The organism is Streptomyces griseorubiginosus, from assembly GCF_001514195.1.
Classification (GTDB): domain Bacteria; phylum Actinomycetota; class Actinomycetes; order Streptomycetales; family Streptomycetaceae; genus Streptomyces; species Streptomyces griseorubiginosus.
Genome location: NZ_KQ948736.1, coordinates 216,879 through 232,797 on the forward strand (window position 1 = coordinate 216,879; position 15,919 = coordinate 232,797).

At 72.7% G+C, this 15,919-nt stretch carries 17 protein-coding genes; 7 read left to right on the forward strand and 10 right to left on the reverse strand.

Going from position 1 to position 15,919, the window contains the following annotated elements:
- Window positions 1-49 precede the first annotated feature (49 nt).
- From AQJ54_RS13635 to AQJ54_RS13665, 7 genes are all read right to left on the reverse strand, one after another.
- On the reverse strand, window positions 50-1,000 hold the full coding sequence (locus AQJ54_RS13635; RefSeq protein WP_062237396.1) for a VOC family protein: 951 nt from the start codon (window positions 998-1,000) through the stop codon (window positions 50-52).
- Window positions 997-2,082, reverse strand: a complete 1,086-nt coding sequence (locus AQJ54_RS13640) for a 4-oxalomesaconate tautomerase (protein ID WP_282959630.1) — start codon at window positions 2,080-2,082, stop codon at window positions 997-999. Before AQJ54_RS13640 ends, AQJ54_RS13635 begins: the two co-directional genes overlap by 4 nt.
- Complete coding sequence (locus tag AQJ54_RS13645; RefSeq protein ID WP_062237398.1) at window positions 2,079-2,783, reverse strand: 4-carboxy-4-hydroxy-2-oxoadipate aldolase/oxaloacetate decarboxylase; 705 nt, start codon at window positions 2,781-2,783, stop codon at window positions 2,079-2,081. The genes AQJ54_RS13640 and AQJ54_RS13645 overlap by 4 nt, the downstream gene beginning before the upstream one ends.
- Window positions 2,780-3,526, reverse strand: coding sequence for a PIG-L deacetylase family protein (locus AQJ54_RS13650; RefSeq protein WP_062237400.1), 747 nt, complete (start codon window positions 3,524-3,526; stop codon window positions 2,780-2,782). The genes AQJ54_RS13645 and AQJ54_RS13650 overlap by 4 nt, the downstream gene beginning before the upstream one ends.
- A 48-nt stretch (window positions 3,527-3,574) precedes the next feature.
- Window positions 3,575-4,225, reverse strand: coding sequence for a GntR family transcriptional regulator (locus tag AQJ54_RS13655; RefSeq protein ID WP_062237402.1), 651 nt, complete (start codon window positions 4,223-4,225; stop codon window positions 3,575-3,577).
- Window positions 4,226-4,325: 100 nt separating this feature from the next.
- Window positions 4,326-4,808 carry a hypothetical protein gene (locus tag AQJ54_RS13660; RefSeq protein WP_062237404.1) on the reverse strand — a complete coding sequence of 161 codons (483 nt, stop codon included), beginning with the start codon at window positions 4,806-4,808 and terminating at the stop codon, window positions 4,326-4,328.
- Between the two features lie 58 nt (window positions 4,809-4,866).
- The gene (locus AQJ54_RS13665; protein ID WP_062238609.1) at window positions 4,867-5,379 is read right to left on the reverse strand and encodes a hypothetical protein; all 513 of its coding nucleotides are present in this window, start codon (window positions 5,377-5,379) and stop codon (window positions 4,867-4,869) included.
- Between the two features lie 123 nt (window positions 5,380-5,502).
- Between AQJ54_RS13665 and AQJ54_RS13670 the strand changes: the two genes are divergently transcribed.
- A complete protein-coding gene (locus AQJ54_RS13670) occupies window positions 5,503-5,847 on the forward strand; it encodes a cupin domain-containing protein (protein WP_030315391.1) in 345 nt (114 codons plus the stop codon).
- A gap of 26 nt (window positions 5,848-5,873) precedes the next feature.
- Here the strand turns inward: AQJ54_RS13670 and AQJ54_RS13675 are convergent, their stop codons facing one another.
- Entirely contained in the window at window positions 5,874-6,887 is a 1,014-nt protein-coding gene (locus AQJ54_RS13675) for a LacI family DNA-binding transcriptional regulator (RefSeq protein WP_062237406.1), read from the reverse strand.
- Between the two features lie 143 nt (window positions 6,888-7,030).
- Between AQJ54_RS13675 and AQJ54_RS13680 the strand changes: the two genes are divergently transcribed.
- On the forward strand, window positions 7,031-8,179 hold the full coding sequence (locus tag AQJ54_RS13680) for a Gfo/Idh/MocA family protein (RefSeq protein ID WP_062237408.1): 1,149 nt from the start codon (window positions 7,031-7,033) through the stop codon (window positions 8,177-8,179).
- Window positions 8,180-8,188: 9 nt separating this feature from the next.
- Here the strand turns inward: AQJ54_RS13680 and AQJ54_RS13685 are convergent, their stop codons facing one another.
- Window positions 8,189-9,208 carry a LacI family DNA-binding transcriptional regulator gene (locus AQJ54_RS13685; RefSeq protein ID WP_062237410.1) on the reverse strand — a complete coding sequence of 340 codons (1,020 nt, stop codon included), beginning with the start codon at window positions 9,206-9,208 and terminating at the stop codon, window positions 8,189-8,191.
- Window positions 9,209-9,315: 107 nt separating this feature from the next.
- On the opposite strand from AQJ54_RS13685, the gene AQJ54_RS13690 reads away from it, so the two are divergent.
- The 5 genes from AQJ54_RS13690 (at window position 9,316) to AQJ54_RS13710 (ending at window position 14,854) form a co-directional block, all read left to right on the forward strand.
- Window positions 9,316-10,482 carry a phytanoyl-CoA dioxygenase family protein gene (locus AQJ54_RS13690; protein WP_062237412.1) on the forward strand — a complete coding sequence of 389 codons (1,167 nt, stop codon included), beginning with the start codon at window positions 9,316-9,318 and terminating at the stop codon, window positions 10,480-10,482.
- 32 nt (window positions 10,483-10,514) lie between these two features.
- The gene (locus tag AQJ54_RS13695) at window positions 10,515-11,291 is read left to right on the forward strand and encodes an SDR family oxidoreductase (RefSeq protein ID WP_062237414.1); all 777 of its coding nucleotides are present in this window, start codon (window positions 10,515-10,517) and stop codon (window positions 11,289-11,291) included.
- A 91-nt stretch (window positions 11,292-11,382) separates the two neighbouring features.
- Window positions 11,383-12,387: a Gfo/Idh/MocA family protein gene (locus AQJ54_RS13700; protein WP_030315377.1), complete on the forward strand. Its 1,005-nt coding sequence runs from the start codon at window positions 11,383-11,385 to the stop codon at window positions 12,385-12,387.
- 140 nt (window positions 12,388-12,527) lie between these two features.
- Complete coding sequence (locus AQJ54_RS13705; RefSeq protein WP_062237416.1) at window positions 12,528-13,853, forward strand: protoporphyrinogen/coproporphyrinogen oxidase; 1,326 nt, start codon at window positions 12,528-12,530, stop codon at window positions 13,851-13,853.
- Window positions 13,850-14,854 carry a Gfo/Idh/MocA family protein gene (locus tag AQJ54_RS13710; protein WP_062029378.1) on the forward strand — a complete coding sequence of 335 codons (1,005 nt, stop codon included), beginning with the start codon at window positions 13,850-13,852 and terminating at the stop codon, window positions 14,852-14,854. Before AQJ54_RS13705 ends, AQJ54_RS13710 begins: the two co-directional genes overlap by 4 nt.
- Here the strand turns inward: AQJ54_RS13710 and AQJ54_RS13715 are convergent.
- Window positions 14,851-15,855 carry a tetratricopeptide repeat protein gene (locus AQJ54_RS13715; protein ID WP_062237418.1) on the reverse strand — a complete coding sequence of 335 codons (1,005 nt, stop codon included), beginning with the start codon at window positions 15,853-15,855 and terminating at the stop codon, window positions 14,851-14,853. The genes AQJ54_RS13710 and AQJ54_RS13715 overlap by 4 nt on opposite strands.
- Window positions 15,856-15,919: the final 64 nt, after the last annotated feature.

Sequence of the window (15,919 nt, forward strand, 5' to 3'; positions counted from 1 at the left end):
TCCCCGCGCCCCTGGGTGGGTGCACCGGGCCCCGGTGCCACCGCGCGGGTCAGCCGACTGGCGGTGTTCCGTGCGTGTGGAACGACTCGATGGTCTTCAGCCCCCAGGCCTGTCCCTTCCTCCGCTCCTCCTCGGTCCAGGTGATCAGCGGCCAGTCGGGGGCGAGGACCAGCCGGGTGAGCGGGTTGCACAGTTCGATCCGGTTGCCGCCGGGCTCGTAGACGTAGAGGAAGAACGTCTGCTGGATGGCGTGCTTGTGCGGACCCGTCTCGATGAACACCCCGGTGTCGATGGCGAGATCGGCCGCCCGCAGCACGTCCTCACGGGTGTCGGTGGCGAAGGCGATGTGGTGCAGCCGGCCCGTGCTGCCGGTCCGGTCCTCGGTGTAGACGACGTCGTACGACTTGTCGGTGAAGGTCAGCCAACGGGCCGCGATCCGGCCGGAGTCGAGCCGGATCTGTTCGGTGGGCCGGGCTCCGAGCACCCGCTGCTGGAACTCGGCGTTGGCGAGCACGTCGGCGGCGAGGAAGTTGACGTGGTCCAACCGCCGTACACCGACCCCCCTGTTGGGCTTGGCCTGGGGCTGGTTCTTCAGGGCGGGCCGGAGGTCCTCCGGGGCCCGGTAGTGCTCGCTCTCCCAGTAGAGGGCGTGCTCGTGGCCGTCCGGGTCGGTGGTGACGTAGAGCTTGCCCAGGCCCGGTTCGTCCTCGACCCACCGTCCGGTGCCGCCCGCCTCCTCGACCGCCCTGACCCGGCGGTGCAGTGCCTCCTCGCTGGAGGTGCGCAGGGCGAGCCGGCCGAGGCCGGGGCGGGCGCGGGCGGTGAGGACCAGGCTGTGGTGCTCGTAGTCGTCGAAGGTCCGCAGGAAGACGCTGTCGCCGTTCTGACCGCACACGGTGAGGCCGAGGAAGTCGGTGAAGAAGGCGACACCGGCGTCGAGTTCGGGGGTGAAGAGCTGGGCGTGCCCTATGTGGGCGATGTCGCCGAGCGGCGGGGTCATCGATGCCCTCCTGCGGGTCGGTCGGCGGGCCGGGGGAAGACGGTGCCGTCGAAGATCTTGCGGGCGGTGCGCACCACGGCGGTACGGCCTGCGGTGGGCAGCCCGTCGTGGCCGGTCCGCACGCTGCTCTCGATGTCCAGGAATCCGGTGGGGTGTTCGATACGGACGCGGTCGCCCCGCGGGTCGAGTACCGCGAGGTCCGCGCCCACGGCCCCCTCGATCAGCAGTCCGGCGGCGACGCTCGCCGCGCCCAGGACACCGATGGAGGTGTGGCAGCGCACGGGGATGAAGGTGCGGGTGGTGACCGCGCCCCCGGCGCGGGGCGGGGCGAGCAGCGTGACCTTCGGGACGGTGGCGCCGGACACGTCACCCAGGCCCATGAGGCGCCCGGCCCCAAGACGGACGGAGCGCAGCCGGCCGGCGAGCGCGACATCCTCCTCCAGGTCCTGTGGCCGCTCGTAGCCGGTGACCCCGAGCGAGGCGGCCGCGACGAGGACCGTCGGCATGCCGTTGTCCACGCAGGTCACCTCGACACCGTCGACGACGTCGACCGCGCTGCCGGTGGGGAGCAGACGCCCGGCGCCCGGCGCGAACTCGATCACCACGGCCGCGGCCGTCCCCGGCACGCCCGAGATCCCTGTGTCCCCCGCGTAGTCGACACGGCCACCGGGCGTGGGGAAGGTCGCCGTTGCGTGGTCGCCGGTGTTGACCATACGGATCCGGACAGAGGTCTCCCGCTCCCCCGCGGGAACGAGTCCGCGCTCGACGGCGAACGGGCCGACACCGGCGAGGATGTTCCCGCAGTTCTGACGATCACTCACCTCGGCCCGTCCCACGACGACTTGGAGGAACAGGTAGTCCACGTCGGCGCTCGGATCCGTGGACGCGGAGATCACGGCGACCTTGCTGGTGAGCGGGTGGGCACCGCCGAGTCCGTCGATCTGCCGCTCGTCCGGACCGCCCATGATCCGCAGCAACAGCGCGTCCCGCAGAACGGGTTCGGCAGGGAGGTCACCGGCGAGGAAGTAGGCGCCCTTGGAGGTGCCGCCCCGCATCAGCAGACAGGGCACCCCGTCGGTCACGGCCGCTCCCCCGTGAACTCCTCGTAGGCCCGGTACTCGACGCCGAGCTCTTTCAGCGTCTCACGCAACCCGTAACGGTCCAGGCCCAGTTGACCGTCGAGGAAGGCGGCGCGGGTGGCGGCCTCCTTGGCCTCGCGCGCCTCGGCCCGCTCGGCCGTCTCCCGGGCACGTTCGCGCGGGACGACCACGACACCGTCGTCGTCGGCGAGGATCACGTCGCCGGGGTGGATCACCTGCCCGTCGACGGCGATCGGCACGTTGACCGAGCCGCCGGTGGCCTTGACCGTGCCCTGCGCGGAGACGGCCCGGGACCAGGCGGCGAAGCCCATCTCGCGCAGTGCCTGGGTGTCACGGATGCCGGTGTTCATGACGACCCCGCGCACCCCGCGCCGCTGGAGGGCGGTGGCGAACAGCTCGCCGAACAGGCCGTCCGTGCACGGGGAGGTGGTGGTGACGACCAGGAGATCGCCCTCGCCGCACTGCTCGACGGCCGCGTGGATCATGAGGTTGTCGCCGGGCCAGCTCAGGACGGTGACGGCGGTGCCCGCGACCCGCACGCCCTGCTGGACGGGGCGAACGAGCGGCCCCAGCAGGCCCGTTCGGCCCATGGCCTCGCTGACGGTGGCCACCCCGTACCGCGCGAGCGCCTCGACGTCCTTCAGGTTCGCCTTCGGTGGGCCGGTGACGATCACGCCGCTCATGCCAGCTCCTTCGCGATCTGGGGGTAGAGGCGCATGTACGCCTCGGCCATGGTCTTGTGGGTCAGGCCCAGGTTCGGGCCCGCGTTGCGCCTGAGCTGGACGCCCCGGCGTACGGCGAGGTCGGTGTAGTAGTCCCAGAGGTGCTGCTGGGCGCCGAGGCACTCCATGGCCTCGCGCTTGGTCTCCCAGACCTCGGTGATGTCGAGGAGGACCTCGGGCTTGAAGCCGCTCATCTCGGGCTGGTGGGGCTCGAAGCAGAACACCGGCGGGGCGCCGATGATCTCGCCCTCGCCCGGGTAGCCGATGGCCTGGGCGAGGATCCGGGCCTCCAGGGCCATGCGGTGGGCGGCCGGATGGTCGCCGTTGTACGGGTCCTGCGCCGGGTGGGTGAGCACGACGTCGGGCTGGACGGCCCGGTAGACCTCGACGAGCCGGTCGGTCAGCTCGGCGGTGGCGACCAGCGGGTAGTCCCCGGCGTCGAAGAAGCGGATCTCCGCCCCGAGCGTGGCGGCGGCGCGCTCGGCCTCGTCGCGCCGCAGCGCCTTGATCTCCTCCAGGGTGCGGCCCTCGCGCCAGGCCTTCGCGGACTCACCGCGCTCGCCGAAGGTCAGACAGGCGAGGGTGACCTTCTCGCCCCGGGAGGCGGCCAGCGCGACGGCACCTCCGGCGCGCCACACGAAGTCCCCGGCGTGCGCGGTGATCACCAGTGTCGAACGTGGAGCGGGCGCGCCTGACTGTGTCATCGCTTGGATCTCCTTGAAATCGACAGGTGCGTGCCCGCCCCGCGCGGCTCAGTCGCGCAGTGCCTCGATCACGCTGGTGAGGTGGGCGCGGGTGGCCTGCTCGGCCGCCTGCGGGTCCCTGGCCCTGATCGCCTCGATCATCGCCAGATGCTCGTTCAGGGAGTGCTGGGGGCGGCCCGGCCGTAGCGCCAACTGGAAGCGGTGCCGGACCAGTTGGGCGTTCAGTCGCTCCAGCAGATCCTCGGCGGTCCGCTGTCCGGAGAACTCCCGCACCTTGGTGTGCAGTTGTCGGTTGAGCTCGGAGTAGGTCATCGGCTCGCCGTCGGCCACGGCCCTGGACATCGCCGTGCCCAGTTCGGTCAGCTCGGCGAGCTGCCCGTCAGTGGCCAGGGTCGCCGCCTTGGCCGCGCACAGCCCTTCGAGGACCATGCGGCACTCGGTGATGGCGACCGCCTCCTCCACGCTCACCACCCGCACCCGGGAACCCCGGTTGCGGATCCGCTCGACGAGGCCCTGGGCCTCCAGGTCGATGAGCGCGGCCCGGATGCTGGCCCGTGTCACCCCGAACTGCTCGGCGAGCTCGTTCTCCACCAGCCGCTGCGCCGGCGCCATCTCGCCCCGCGCGATCGCCTGCCGAAGCTGCGCGAGCGCATACCGCTTGGCCTGCTCCCCGGTACCAGGACGGACTTCGTCAGCCATCGTCGCCCTCTCTGAGTGCGTGCCCGCCGAACGTAGATCCAGCCGAAGAGGATTGTCAACAATTCTGTCCGCCATATTGCGGCCACTACGGGCATCCCGCTCAGCACGGCCACGGTTCGGCGAGCAGCACGACCCGGTCCGCCGTGACATCGAAGCCCAGCACCGGGTGCGCCGAATCCGACTCCGGGGCCATCAGTACCGGCTTTCCCAACCGCCGCCCGACGGCGCGCAGCAGCCGGCAGAGCGCGTCGACGCCCGTCTGCCCCTGCAACTCCCGCAGATCCACGTCGAAGTCGATCGCCTCGACCTCGTACATCCGGAAGATCACGAGAAAGCCGGGCTCCGGCCACACCCGCAGCTCGGCACCCGTCTCGGTCCCGCGCGACGCCAGGTCCCCGGCTCGCGGCAGCCGTCCGGGGGCACCGCCCTCCGAGTACGCGTACGCCCACCCGCGCGATCGCACCAGATCGAGCACCGCCTGCCAGTCCGCCACCGAGGTGTCCGGCACCCGCACATCCGGCAGCGCCCCCATCAGATCGGGGTCGAAGAAGTTCCTGACGTCGTCCCACAACAGGTCTGGCATCACGCCATGCTGCCCCCGCGACCGGCTCGGCCGCAGCCCTGAATCGCCCGCGCCTCCCCTACTTGATCACCGCGTTCGCCACCACGACCACCACCCCCAGCATCGCGTCCACCGCTCCGATCGTGACCGCGGTGAGCCAACGGCGGTGGGACCAGCGGGCCGTGACGAGGCCGAGGGTGAACAGGAGGGTGATGTTGAGGGCGAAGGCGGCGTACTCGACGCCGTTGGCCGGCCACCAGCCCCAGCCCGCGCCGGCCAGCAGGACGACCGTCGGCACGACCGCCGCGACCAGAGGCCATTCCTCGGCCAGCGTGCGCAGGGCGTCCCCGCGCCGGTGCGGGGTGCGCTCGGCGATGTAGTGGGCGTAGCCGGGCGCGAGGGCCGAGGCGAGGGCCGTGACCAGCAGCCACGCGGCGTCGTAGCGGCGGCTGTCCCGGGACGTGTGCCCGTACTGGGTGAGCGCGGCGACCATGGAGCAGGCCAGCACCGAGCCGTAGACCCCGCCGAACAGGACCGCCTCGCGGGTGTCGTGCCGGCGTGCCGGAGCCGCGGCAGCCTGGGTGTCCGCCATGCCCTCCACGATCACCCGGGCCGCCACACCCCGCCAGTCCGCGACGAAGTGTCCTCCCACCTGCGCCGACACTCCACACACTGTCGACGGACCGGCCGCGGACGATCTCGCTAGGGTCGCCCCATGGACCACAGTTTCGTACTCCACGTCCCCGACGCCGAGCTCGAGTCCGAGCCCCTCGCGCGGGAGCAGATCGTCTCCGGGACGCCCGAGGTGACCGGCAAGGTGATCTGGGAGTCGCCGGACGGACGCCAGATCCGGGGCATCTGGCAGATCACCCCCGGAGTCGTCACCGACACGGAGGCGGACGAGCTGTTCGTCGTCGTCAGCGGCTCGGCGACCATCGAGGTCGAGGACGGCCCGACGCTGAGGGTGGGGCCCGGCGACATGGCCGTCCTGCGCGAGGGCGACCGCACGACCTGGACGGTCCACGAGACCCTGCGGAAGGCGTACGCGATCAACCTCTGACCGGCCCCAGGATCACGGTCCCAGGATCAAGAAACGTGGACGTCCGGCGGCCCCGTCGTCGTCCCCCGCACCTCCAGCACCGGCACCGCGAGTTCCGTACGGCCCGCTCCCCCGCGCCCCTCGAACCGGTCGAGCAGACACCGCGCGGCACGGCGGCCGACCTCGTGCCCCGCGTTGTCGACCGTGGTGAGCCAGACGTGCCGCAGCCGGGCGATGCTGGTGTTGTCGTAGCCGACGACGGACAGGTCGCGCGGCACGTGCAGGCCCAGTTCCTCGGCGGCCGACACCGCGCCGATCGCGGCGATGTCGTTCACGGCGAAGACGGCCGTCGGCCGGTCCGCGCGGCTCAGCAGCCGGACCGTCGTACGGTAGCCGCCCTCCTCGGTCATGTCGCTCGGTTCGACGACGGCCCCCTCGGCGAGCCCGTGAGCCCGCATGGTCGCCTCGAAACTCTCCCGGCGCAGCTCGCCCACCGCCCCGTACCCCGCGATGTGCGCGATGCGCCGGTGCCCGAGGCCGATCAGGTGCTCGGTGACCAGGCGGGCGCCCCGCACGTCGTCGTTGGCGACGACGTCCACCCCGGGCAGCCGCGGCTCGCGCGCGCCCGCGACCACCACGGGCAGGCGTTCGGCGACCGCCCCGAGCGCGGTGGCCTCCGGCAGTGTGCCGACCACGACGAGTCCGTCGACGCCGAGGTCCAGGAAGGACCCGGCCGGGTCCTGTCCCGTACGGCGGTTGAGGCGGGCGTCGGCCAGGAGCATCCGCAGGCCGTTGTCGTGGAGGAGGGAGTTCATGCCGTCGAGCAGTTCGACGAACCAGGGGTTGCGCAGGTCGTGGAGGAGGACGCCGACCGTGCGGGTGCGCTGCTCGCTGAGGCTGCGGGCGGCGGCGTTGGGGCGGTAGCCGAGCTCGCGCACGGCCCGCAGCACGGCTTCCCGCTTCTCCGGGCGGACCTGGTCCGAGCCCCGCAGCACGAGCGAGACCAGCGACTTCGACACCCCGGCCCGTTCGGCCACATCGCGGATCGTCGGCGGTCTCATGGGGTGGACCGTTCCATGAGGTCTGGCGGCTTGTCAAAGGCTCGGCTGCGGGCGAGGAAGGCTTGACATGGGCAGAAGACGGCACTCAAGGTGACCTGGACACGCACTGGAACGGTCCAAAACAGGTCGCAGAGGGGTTCCCCATGGTCGATACGCTCGGTGTCGCCGTCGTCGGATTCGGCTGGATGGGACGGGTGCACACCCAGGCATACGCCCGTGTGCGGCACCACTACCCCCGGCTCCCGCTGGTCCCCGAGCTGGTGGCGGTCGCCGAGGAGGTGCCGGGGCGGGCCGAGGAGGCCGCCGCGCAGTTCGGGTTCGCCTCCGCGACCCGGGACTGGCGGGAGGTCGCCGCGGATCCACGCGTCCAGGCGGTGAGCGTCACCGCGCCCAACTTCCTGCACCGCGAGATCGGTGTCGCGATGGCCGAGGCGGGCAAGCACCTGTGGATCGAGAAGCCGGTGGGCCTGACCGTGGAGGACGCCCGCGCGGTGGCGGACGCGGCCGCGGCGGCGGGCGTGCGCAGCGCGGTCGGCTTCAACTACCGCAACGCGCCCGCCGTGGAGGCCGCTCGCGAGCTGATCGTCGGCGGCGAGCTCGGCACGATCACCCATGTCCGCATCCGGCTGTTCAGCGACTACGCGGCCCACCCGCAGGGCGCCCTGACCTGGCGCTACGAGCGTGAGCGCGGCGGCAGCGGAGTCCTCGGCGACCTCGCCTCGCACGGCGCCGACCTGGCCCGCTTCCTGCTCGGCGACATCGCGTCCCTCACGGCCGACACCGCGGTCTTCCTCCCCGAGCGCGCCCGCCCGACCGGCGCCACCGCCGGGCACACCCTCGCCACCGGGGAACTGGGGCCGGTGGAGAACGAGGACTACGTCAACTGCCTGCTGCGCTTCGCCTCCGGCGCCCGGGGGGTCCTGGAGGCCTGCCGGGTCTCGGTCGGCGAGCAGAACAACTACGGCTTCGAGGTGCACGGCACCCGGGGCGCGCTGTTCTGGGACTTCCGCCGCATGGGCGAGCTGAGGGTCGGCCACGGCACCGGCTACCAGGACCAGGCGGTCTCCACGGTCTACGTCGGCCCGGGCGACGGCGAGTTCGGGGCCTTCCAGCCGGGCGCCGCCAACGCCATGGGCTACGACGACCTCAAGGTCGTGGAGGCGTACCGCTTCCTGCGTTCGGTCGCCGAGGGCACGCCGTACGGGGCCACGCTGACGGACGCCGTGCACAGCGCGGCCGTACTGGACGCGATGGCGCGGTCCGCGGAGAGCGGTGCATGGGTGGAGCTGTGAAAGGCCGCTTCAGTACGGCATGTTGTAGGGCGTGACCACCTGGATCGCCGACGGTGTCGTGGGACCGGCCGGTGGCAGCGCCCCGTGTGCGCGCATCACGATGTGGCAGGCCTCCCGCATGTCCTGGCGCAGGTCGTGGTGGAGCACGGCGGACAGGCGGTGTTCGCGCAGCAGGCGGTCGTTGTCGTGGTCGAGGTCGTGGGCCACGAAGACCGCGCACTCCCGGCCCAGGTCCTCGAAGGCCTTCAGGGTGGCGATGTTGCCGCCGCCGATCGAGTAGACCGCGCGGATGTCCGGGTCGCGTTCCAGGGCCGCCCGGACGAGCTCGTACTGGGTGGCGTCCAGGCCCTGGCCCTCGGCGATCTCGACGATCGCGCGGTCCGGATGCCGGGCGCGCATGGCGCTGCGGAAGCCCATCTCGCGTTCCTCCTCGTTGCGGAAGAACCCGCTGCTGAGGCTGGTGAGGACGTTTCCGGGCCGGTCGCCCAGCCACTGGCCGGTCAGGTAGGCGGCGGTCGCCCCGGCGGCGCGGTTGTCGATGCCGACGTAGGCGAGCCGGGCCGTGGAGGGCAGGTCGGTGACCAGGGTGACCACGGGGATGCCGGCCTCGGCGAGCCGACCGACGGCGGCCGTGACCTCGGGGACGTCAGGGGCCTTCAGGATCACGCCCTGGGAGCCGCGCCGGGCGATCCGGTCGAGGATCCTCGTCAGTTCCGTCACCGGGCCCGTCTCGCGGAAGTGGAAGCGGGAGCGCAGGACGGCGGGGTGCAGCGCGGGCAGCTCGGCCTCCAGGGCGGCGCGGACGGCGGTGGAGAAGCGCTCCGGCGTCTGCATCACGATGTCGACCATGAAGGTGCGGCCCACCAGGCGGACCTGGGTGCGCTGCCGGTCCAGGTCGGTGATCGCCTGATGGACCTCGCGGACGGTGTTCTCCCTGACCCCGCCCCTGCCGTTCAGGACCCGGTCGACGGTGGCCTCGCTGAGCCCCGCCTGTCGTGCGATCTCCCGAATGGGGAACGGGTGTCCCACGCGTCTGCTCCTTGAGGGGTTTTTGATGGCCGCCTGCCGGTTGTTCGACGGCTTTGTCATGACAAGAATGACAGCGCTGAGTCGCCCCTGTCACCGAGAGGACGCCGATGTCCTTCACCGCCGTACACCGCCGTGCCTGGCTGTCCGAGCAGGACTGCGACCTGGACTCCTTCCGCGTGCTCGTCGAGCGGACGGCCGATCCCGCCGACTACCCGCACGCCTGTGCCGTGGATCGGAACGTGCTGCTGTACGACGCCGAGCGCGTCCGCGGCGCGAAGGACCGCCGTGACGTGCAGGAGGAGCTGGTGCGGGCCCTGACCGACGGGCCCGGGGTGGTGGTCTTCCAGGGGGCCTTCCCCGATCCGGCGGTCGTGGACCGGTTCACCGAGGTGTTCGACTCGCTGATCCGCGAGCAGTACGCGGCGGGCGCCACCGCGGGCGACCACTTCGCGAAGCCCGGCGCCAACGAGCGGGTGTGGAACGCGCTGGAGAAGGCGGCCCTCTACGACCCGGCGGCCTTCGCCGACTACTACGCCAACCCCGTCCTCGCCCTGGTGTCCGAGGCCTGGCTGGGCCCCGGCTACCAGGTCACCTCGCAGGTCAACGTCGTCAACCCGGGCGGTCTCGCGCAGACCGTGCACCGCGACTACCACCTCGGTTTCCTGTCCGACGAGGTCGCGGCCGCCTATCCGGCGCACGTGCACCGCCTCTCCCCCGTGCTCACGCTCCAGGGCGCGGTCGCGCACTGCGACATGCCGGTCGAGTCGGGGCCGACGCTGTACCTGCCGTTCTCGCAGGCCTACGAGCCCGGGTATCTGGCGTGGCGGCGGCCGGAGTTCCAGGCGTACTTCAAGGAGCACCACGTCCAGCTGCCGCTCGCCAAGGGCGACGCCGCCTTCTTCAACCCGGCGCTGTTCCACGCGGCCGGCACCAACCGCACCACGGACGTACGGCGGATGGCGAACCTGCTCCAGATCTCCTCGGCGTTCGGGCGGGCCATGGAGAGCGTGGACCGGGAGGCGGTGTCCAACGCGGTCTACCCGGCGCTGCTGCGGCGCAAGGCGGAGGGCGCCGACGCGCAGTGGCTGGAGAACGTGATCGCCGCGAGCGCCGAGGGCTACCCCTTCCCGACCAACCTCGACAGCGATCCCCCGGTCGACGGACTCGCCCCGCCCTCGCAGGCGGACCTCGTGCGGCGGGCGCTCGCCGAGGACTGGAACGCGCGGGTCCTCAGGGACGCGTTGCGGGCAGGCGCCGAGCGGCGCACCAGCTGAAGGCGCACGAGCTGAAAGGGACGAGCACATCCATGGGACTTCTCGACGACAAGGTCGTCCTCGTCAACGGCGGCAGCCAGGGCGTCGGGGCCGCGATCGCCCGGGCCGCCGTCCGTGAGGGGGCGGTCGTGGCCGTCAGCGGGCGCCGGCCGGAGCCCGGTGAGGCGCTGGTCGCGGAGCTGGAGGCGGCCGGCGGCAAGGCGCTCTTCGTGCGCGCGGACCTCGCCGACGCCGAGCAGGCCAAGGCCTGCGTCACCCGGGTCGTGGAGGCGTACGGCCGGGTCGACTGCCTGGTGAACTCCGCCGGGCTCACCTCCCGGGGCACCCTCCTCGACACCACGCCCGAGCTGTTCGACCAGCACATCGCGATCAACCTGAAGGCGCCGTTCTTCGCCATGCAGGCGGCCGTCGCGGACATGGTCGGCCGGGGCGCGCCCGGCACGGTCGTCAACATCATCACCTCCTCGGCGCACGGCGGGCAGCCCTTCCTCGCCCCTTACGTGGCGGCGAAGGCCGGGCTGATCGGCCTGACCCGCAACGCGGCGCACGCCCACCGCTGGGACCGGGTCCGGATCAACGGCCTGAACATCGGCTGGACGGCGACCGAGGGCGAGGACGCCACCCAGAAAACCTTCCACGGCGCCGGCGACGACTGGCGCGAGGAGGCCGCGGCCCGGCTCCCGATGGGCAAGCTGGGCCAGCCCGACGAGATCGCGGACTTCGTGGTCCTCCTGCTGTCCGACCGGTCGGGCGTGGTGACCGGATCGGTGATCGACTGGGACCAGAACGTCCTGGGCGGCCTCGACTGACCCCACCCTCCCCACCCGCGCAAGACCTCGTGAGACTCCCCGCTCACCGAACACACCGCTCACCGGAAAACCCTCAAGGAGCTGCACCCCCATGCGTATCGGAATCCTCGGCCTCGGCCGCATCGGCGCCTTCCACGCCGAGACCCTCTCCGGACTCGACGCCGTCGAGTCCCTCGTCCTCACGGACCCGTTCGCCGAGGCCGCCAAGTCCGCCGCGGAGCGCTTCGGCGGCGAGGTCGTGGACTCACCCGAGGCCCTGCTGGCCGCCGGCGTGGACGGCATCGTGGTGGCCGCCGCGACCGACGCCCACCCCGGGCTGATCCTGGCCGGCGTCGAGGCCGGCATCCCCGTCTTCTGCGAGAAGCCGGTCGCCAAGCACATGAGCGAGGGCGTCGAGGTCCTCAGGGCCGTCGAGGGCAGCGAGGTGCCGATCCAGATCGGCTACAACCGCCGCTTCGACACCGGTTTCGTCAACGCGCGGGCCGCCGTGCAGAGCGGTGAGCTGGGCAAGCTGCACACCGTGCGCTCGACCACCCTGGACCCGGCCCCGCCGCCGGCCGCGTACGTGGCCGCCTCCGGGGGCATCTTCCGGGACTGCTCGGTGCACGACTTCGACATCATCCGCTGGGTGACCGGCCGGGAGGTCGTCGAGGTGTACGCCGTCGGCGGCAACCGGGGCGCCGAGTACATCAAGGAGGCGGGCGACGCCGACACCACCGGCGCGATCCTCACCCTGGACGACGGCACCATCGCGGTGGTCTCCAACTCCCGCCACAACGCCCGGGGTTACGACGTCCGCATGGAGATCCACGGCTTCCAGGACTCCATCGCGGTGGGCCTGGAGGACAAGCTGCCGCTGCGCTCGGTCGAGCCCGGTGTGACCTTCCCGGCGGGCACCCCGCACGACTTCTTCATGGACCGCTTCACGGCCGCCTACCGGGCCGAACTCACCGCGTTCACCGAGGTCGTGGCCGGTACCCGGCCCTCGCCGTGCACCATCGCGGACGCCCTGGAGGCGGGCTGGATCGCCGAGGCGTGCACCCTGTCCCTGCACGAGCACCGTCCGGTGACCATCGCCGAGGTCCGCTCCGCCTGAGGCCACCGCCGTGTCCCGGGCGCCCGTGCCCGGGACACGGTCCGGTGCTCGACGCGCCCGCGACGCCGGTTTACGGTCACGTGATCTCTCCGTACGACCATGAGAGCTCGCCACGTCCGACCGAACCAGGAGTCACGAGCATGCAGGAGTTACCCGGCACCGCAGCCCCCCGGACCGTGGCCGTCGTCGGCGCCGGACCGGGCGGCCTGGCCGTCGCCCGCGAACTGGAGCGGGCCGGGCACCGGGTGACCGTCCTGGAGGAGCGGGAATCGGTGGGCGGGAAGTGCCAGAGCGTGCACGCCGACGGCCGCGCCTACGACCTCGGCGGCCACATCTGCACCAACAGGTACGAACGGATCGCCGAGTTGCTGACCGAACTGGACGTGGAGACGGAGCGCACCAGCCGCTACCGCGTCCTCGACGCCCCCGGAGGAGCCGCGGCCCGGCAGCCGATGGCGTTCCTGCGCGACGGCTCCCTGCACCGCTACCGGGAGCTGCGCGAACGGGAGTTCCCGCGCATAGCCGAACCCGGGCTCGCCCACTCCGCCCGCGCCCTGGCCGCGCCCGTCTCCGAGTGGCTCGCCGAGCACGGCCTGGAGTCGATGGCGGACTCCTTCGCCACCGGGTGGACGGCCGCCGGGTACGGCCACCTCGACGACGGCGTACCCGCGCTGTACTTCGTCAAGTACGCGGAGATGACCGGCCTGTTGGACCCCGGACCCGAACTCCTGGGCCACAGGGGCGACTTCACGGTGGTGGGCGGGTTCGCCACGCTGTGGCGCCGGGTCGCTGAGGAGCTGAAGGACGTGCGGTGCGGGGTGCGCGTGACCTCGGTCGAGCGGCGCCCCGACGGGGTGCGGGTGCACACCGACTCGGGGCCCCTCGACGCGGACGACGTGGTGCTGGCCGTGCCGCCGGACCGGATCCTGCCGGTCCTGGACGCCCGCGACGAGGAGCGCGACCTGGCCGCGCGGATCCGCTCCCACGCCTACCACACCACTCTCGCCGACGCGTCCGGGCTGCCCGAGGACGCCTTCTACTTTCTCGCCGCCCACACGGCGAGCCGTGAGACGGCCGGCCACTGTGTGTCGTACCACCACCGCTACCCGGGCAGCGAGGTGCGGACCTTCTACTCCTACGGCCGCCCCGAGGAGGTCACCGCGCTGCTGCGGGAGGACGTCGAGGCGCTCGGCGGGCAGCTCGGCGAGGTGCACCTGGTGCGCGGCTGGGCGTTCATGCCGCACTTCGGATCCGGCGATCTCCGGGACGGCGCGCTGGACCGCCTCGACGCGCTCCAGGGCCGTGACCGCACCTACTGGGTCGGCGGACTGCCCGCCTTCGAACTCGTCGAGTGCGTGGTGGCCCACGCCCAGGACCTCGCACGCCGTCGTTTCCCGCCCGCTCAGGGCACACCGACCCGGCGGGAGGAACGTCCCGCCATCAGCCAGGAGGAACCGAGGACATGAGTGAACCGCTGCGCATCGGAGTGCTGGGAGCGGCGCGGATCAGCGAGTCGTCGCTGATCGGTCCGGCCCGGGCGACCGGTCACCGGGTCGTCGCGGTGGCCGCGCGCGACCGGTCCCGTGCCGAGGCCTGGGCGGCCGAGCACGGTGTGGAGCGGGTGGCGGGGTCGTACGCCGAGCTGATCGCGGACCCTGAGGTGGAGGTCGTCTACAACCCGCTGGCCAACGGGCTGCACGGGCCGTGGAACCTCGCCGCACTCGCGGCCGGCAAGCACGTCCTGAGCGAGAAGCCGTCGGCGAGCAACGCGGAGGAGGCCGCCGAGGTGCGGGAGGCGGCCGCGAAGGCCGGGACGGTCTTCATGGAGGCCTTCCACTACCTCTTCCACCCGGTCACCCGGCGCCTCCACGAGATCCTCGCGAGCGGGGAGATCGGCGAGCTGCGGCACGTCGAGGCCCTGGTCGCGATCCCGGCACCGCCCGACACCGACCCGCGCTGGTCGCTGCCCCTGGCCGGGGGCGCGGTCATGGACCTCGGCTGCTACAGCCTGCACGCGCTGCGGATGCTGGCCCCGTGGGCGGGTGGCGCACCGCGGCTGGTGTCCGCGCGGGGCGGGGAGCGGGCCCAGGCGCCCGGGGTCGACGAGTGGCTCGACGCCGAGCTGGCCTTCCCCGGCGGGGCGACCGGGTCGGCGCGCTGTCACATGGCGTACGACCGGCTGGAGATGAGCTGCCGGGTCACCGGGTCCCTGGGCGAGGTGCTCGCGCCGAACTTCGTGCTGCCGCACCTCGACGACCGGCTCGTGGTGCGCACGGCGGACGGTGAACGCACCGAGCGGCTCGGCACCCGGTCGTCGTACACCTACCAGCTGGAGGCGTTCGCGGACCGGGTGCGCGGGGGCGCGGCGCTGCCGCTGGACGCGGAGGACGCGGTGGCGACGATGACCCTCGTCGACGCCGCCTACCGGGCGGCCGGGTTCGAGCCGCGGCCGCGCATGTCCTCCTAGGCGTCGCGCAGTTCCGCCAGTTCGCGCCGGGCGATCGACTCCTTGTCGGTCTGGCCCAGTTCACCGAGCACGTCGGCGAGGCAGTCCAGCGCCGAGGTCAACTCGCCCGCGCCGTGCGGCTTGCGGGCCTCGGCGACCGCCGCCTGGGCGCAGGCGCGGGCCTCGGCCGGGTCGCCGGTGGCGGTGTGGCAGCGGGCGAGGTCGACCAGGAGCCGTACCCGCAGCGGCAGCACGGTCTCGGGAACGGTCCACGCGAGGGGTCCGCGCAGCGCCTCCCGGGCCTCCGGGCCGACGCCGAGCGCGTCCTCGTGGCGCCCCGACGCCCGCAGCACACCGACGAGTTCGGCGAGCACCTGGGGCCGCACCCGTTCGACGTGTGCCAGCTCCCGGAGCGACATGGCGGCCAGGAGCGCGGCGCACTCCTCGTAGACGGCCACGGACTCCTCGCGGCGGCCGGTCGCGGCGAGCAGCATCCCGTACGTCCGCAGCGCACCCGGCAGACTGCCGAGCGCCCGGTCCCTGCGGTCGGGGGCGGGCAGGCGCCGGTAGGCCGCCACGCTCGCCCGCGCCACCGGCACGGCGTCCTCGACCCGCCCCAGCCCTGCGAGCGCCTGCGCCCGCACGTCCCCGAGGAAGGCACCCACCGCCGCCGACACCACGCCCGATACGCCGACGCCGCCCGCCGTGTCGACTTGCGGGGCCTGTACCGCGGTCGCCTCGTCCGCGGCGCCGCAGGCCTCCTCGAAGCGGCCGGAGAGCAGCAACGCGTGGGCGCGGAGGGAAAGGGCGCGGCTCAGGCCCTCCGTGTCGGCCGTCGCGCGGTAGGCCGCGACCGCCTCCTCGGCCCAGGCCAGCCGCCGCGCGGGCGAGGGCGGTGGCAGTCCCGCCCAGGACGGTGTGGCGCAGTACGACAGCGCCGCCCCGAGCAGCGGTCCGCCCTTCTCCGGCGCCCACTTGGCCGCCGCACGCGGCAACGGCAGCAGTATCCGCAGGACTCCCATGCACACCCCCTCGCCGCCCCGCCGAGGACAGCCGCGCCATGGTGGCACAGGGCGTCCCGAAGAT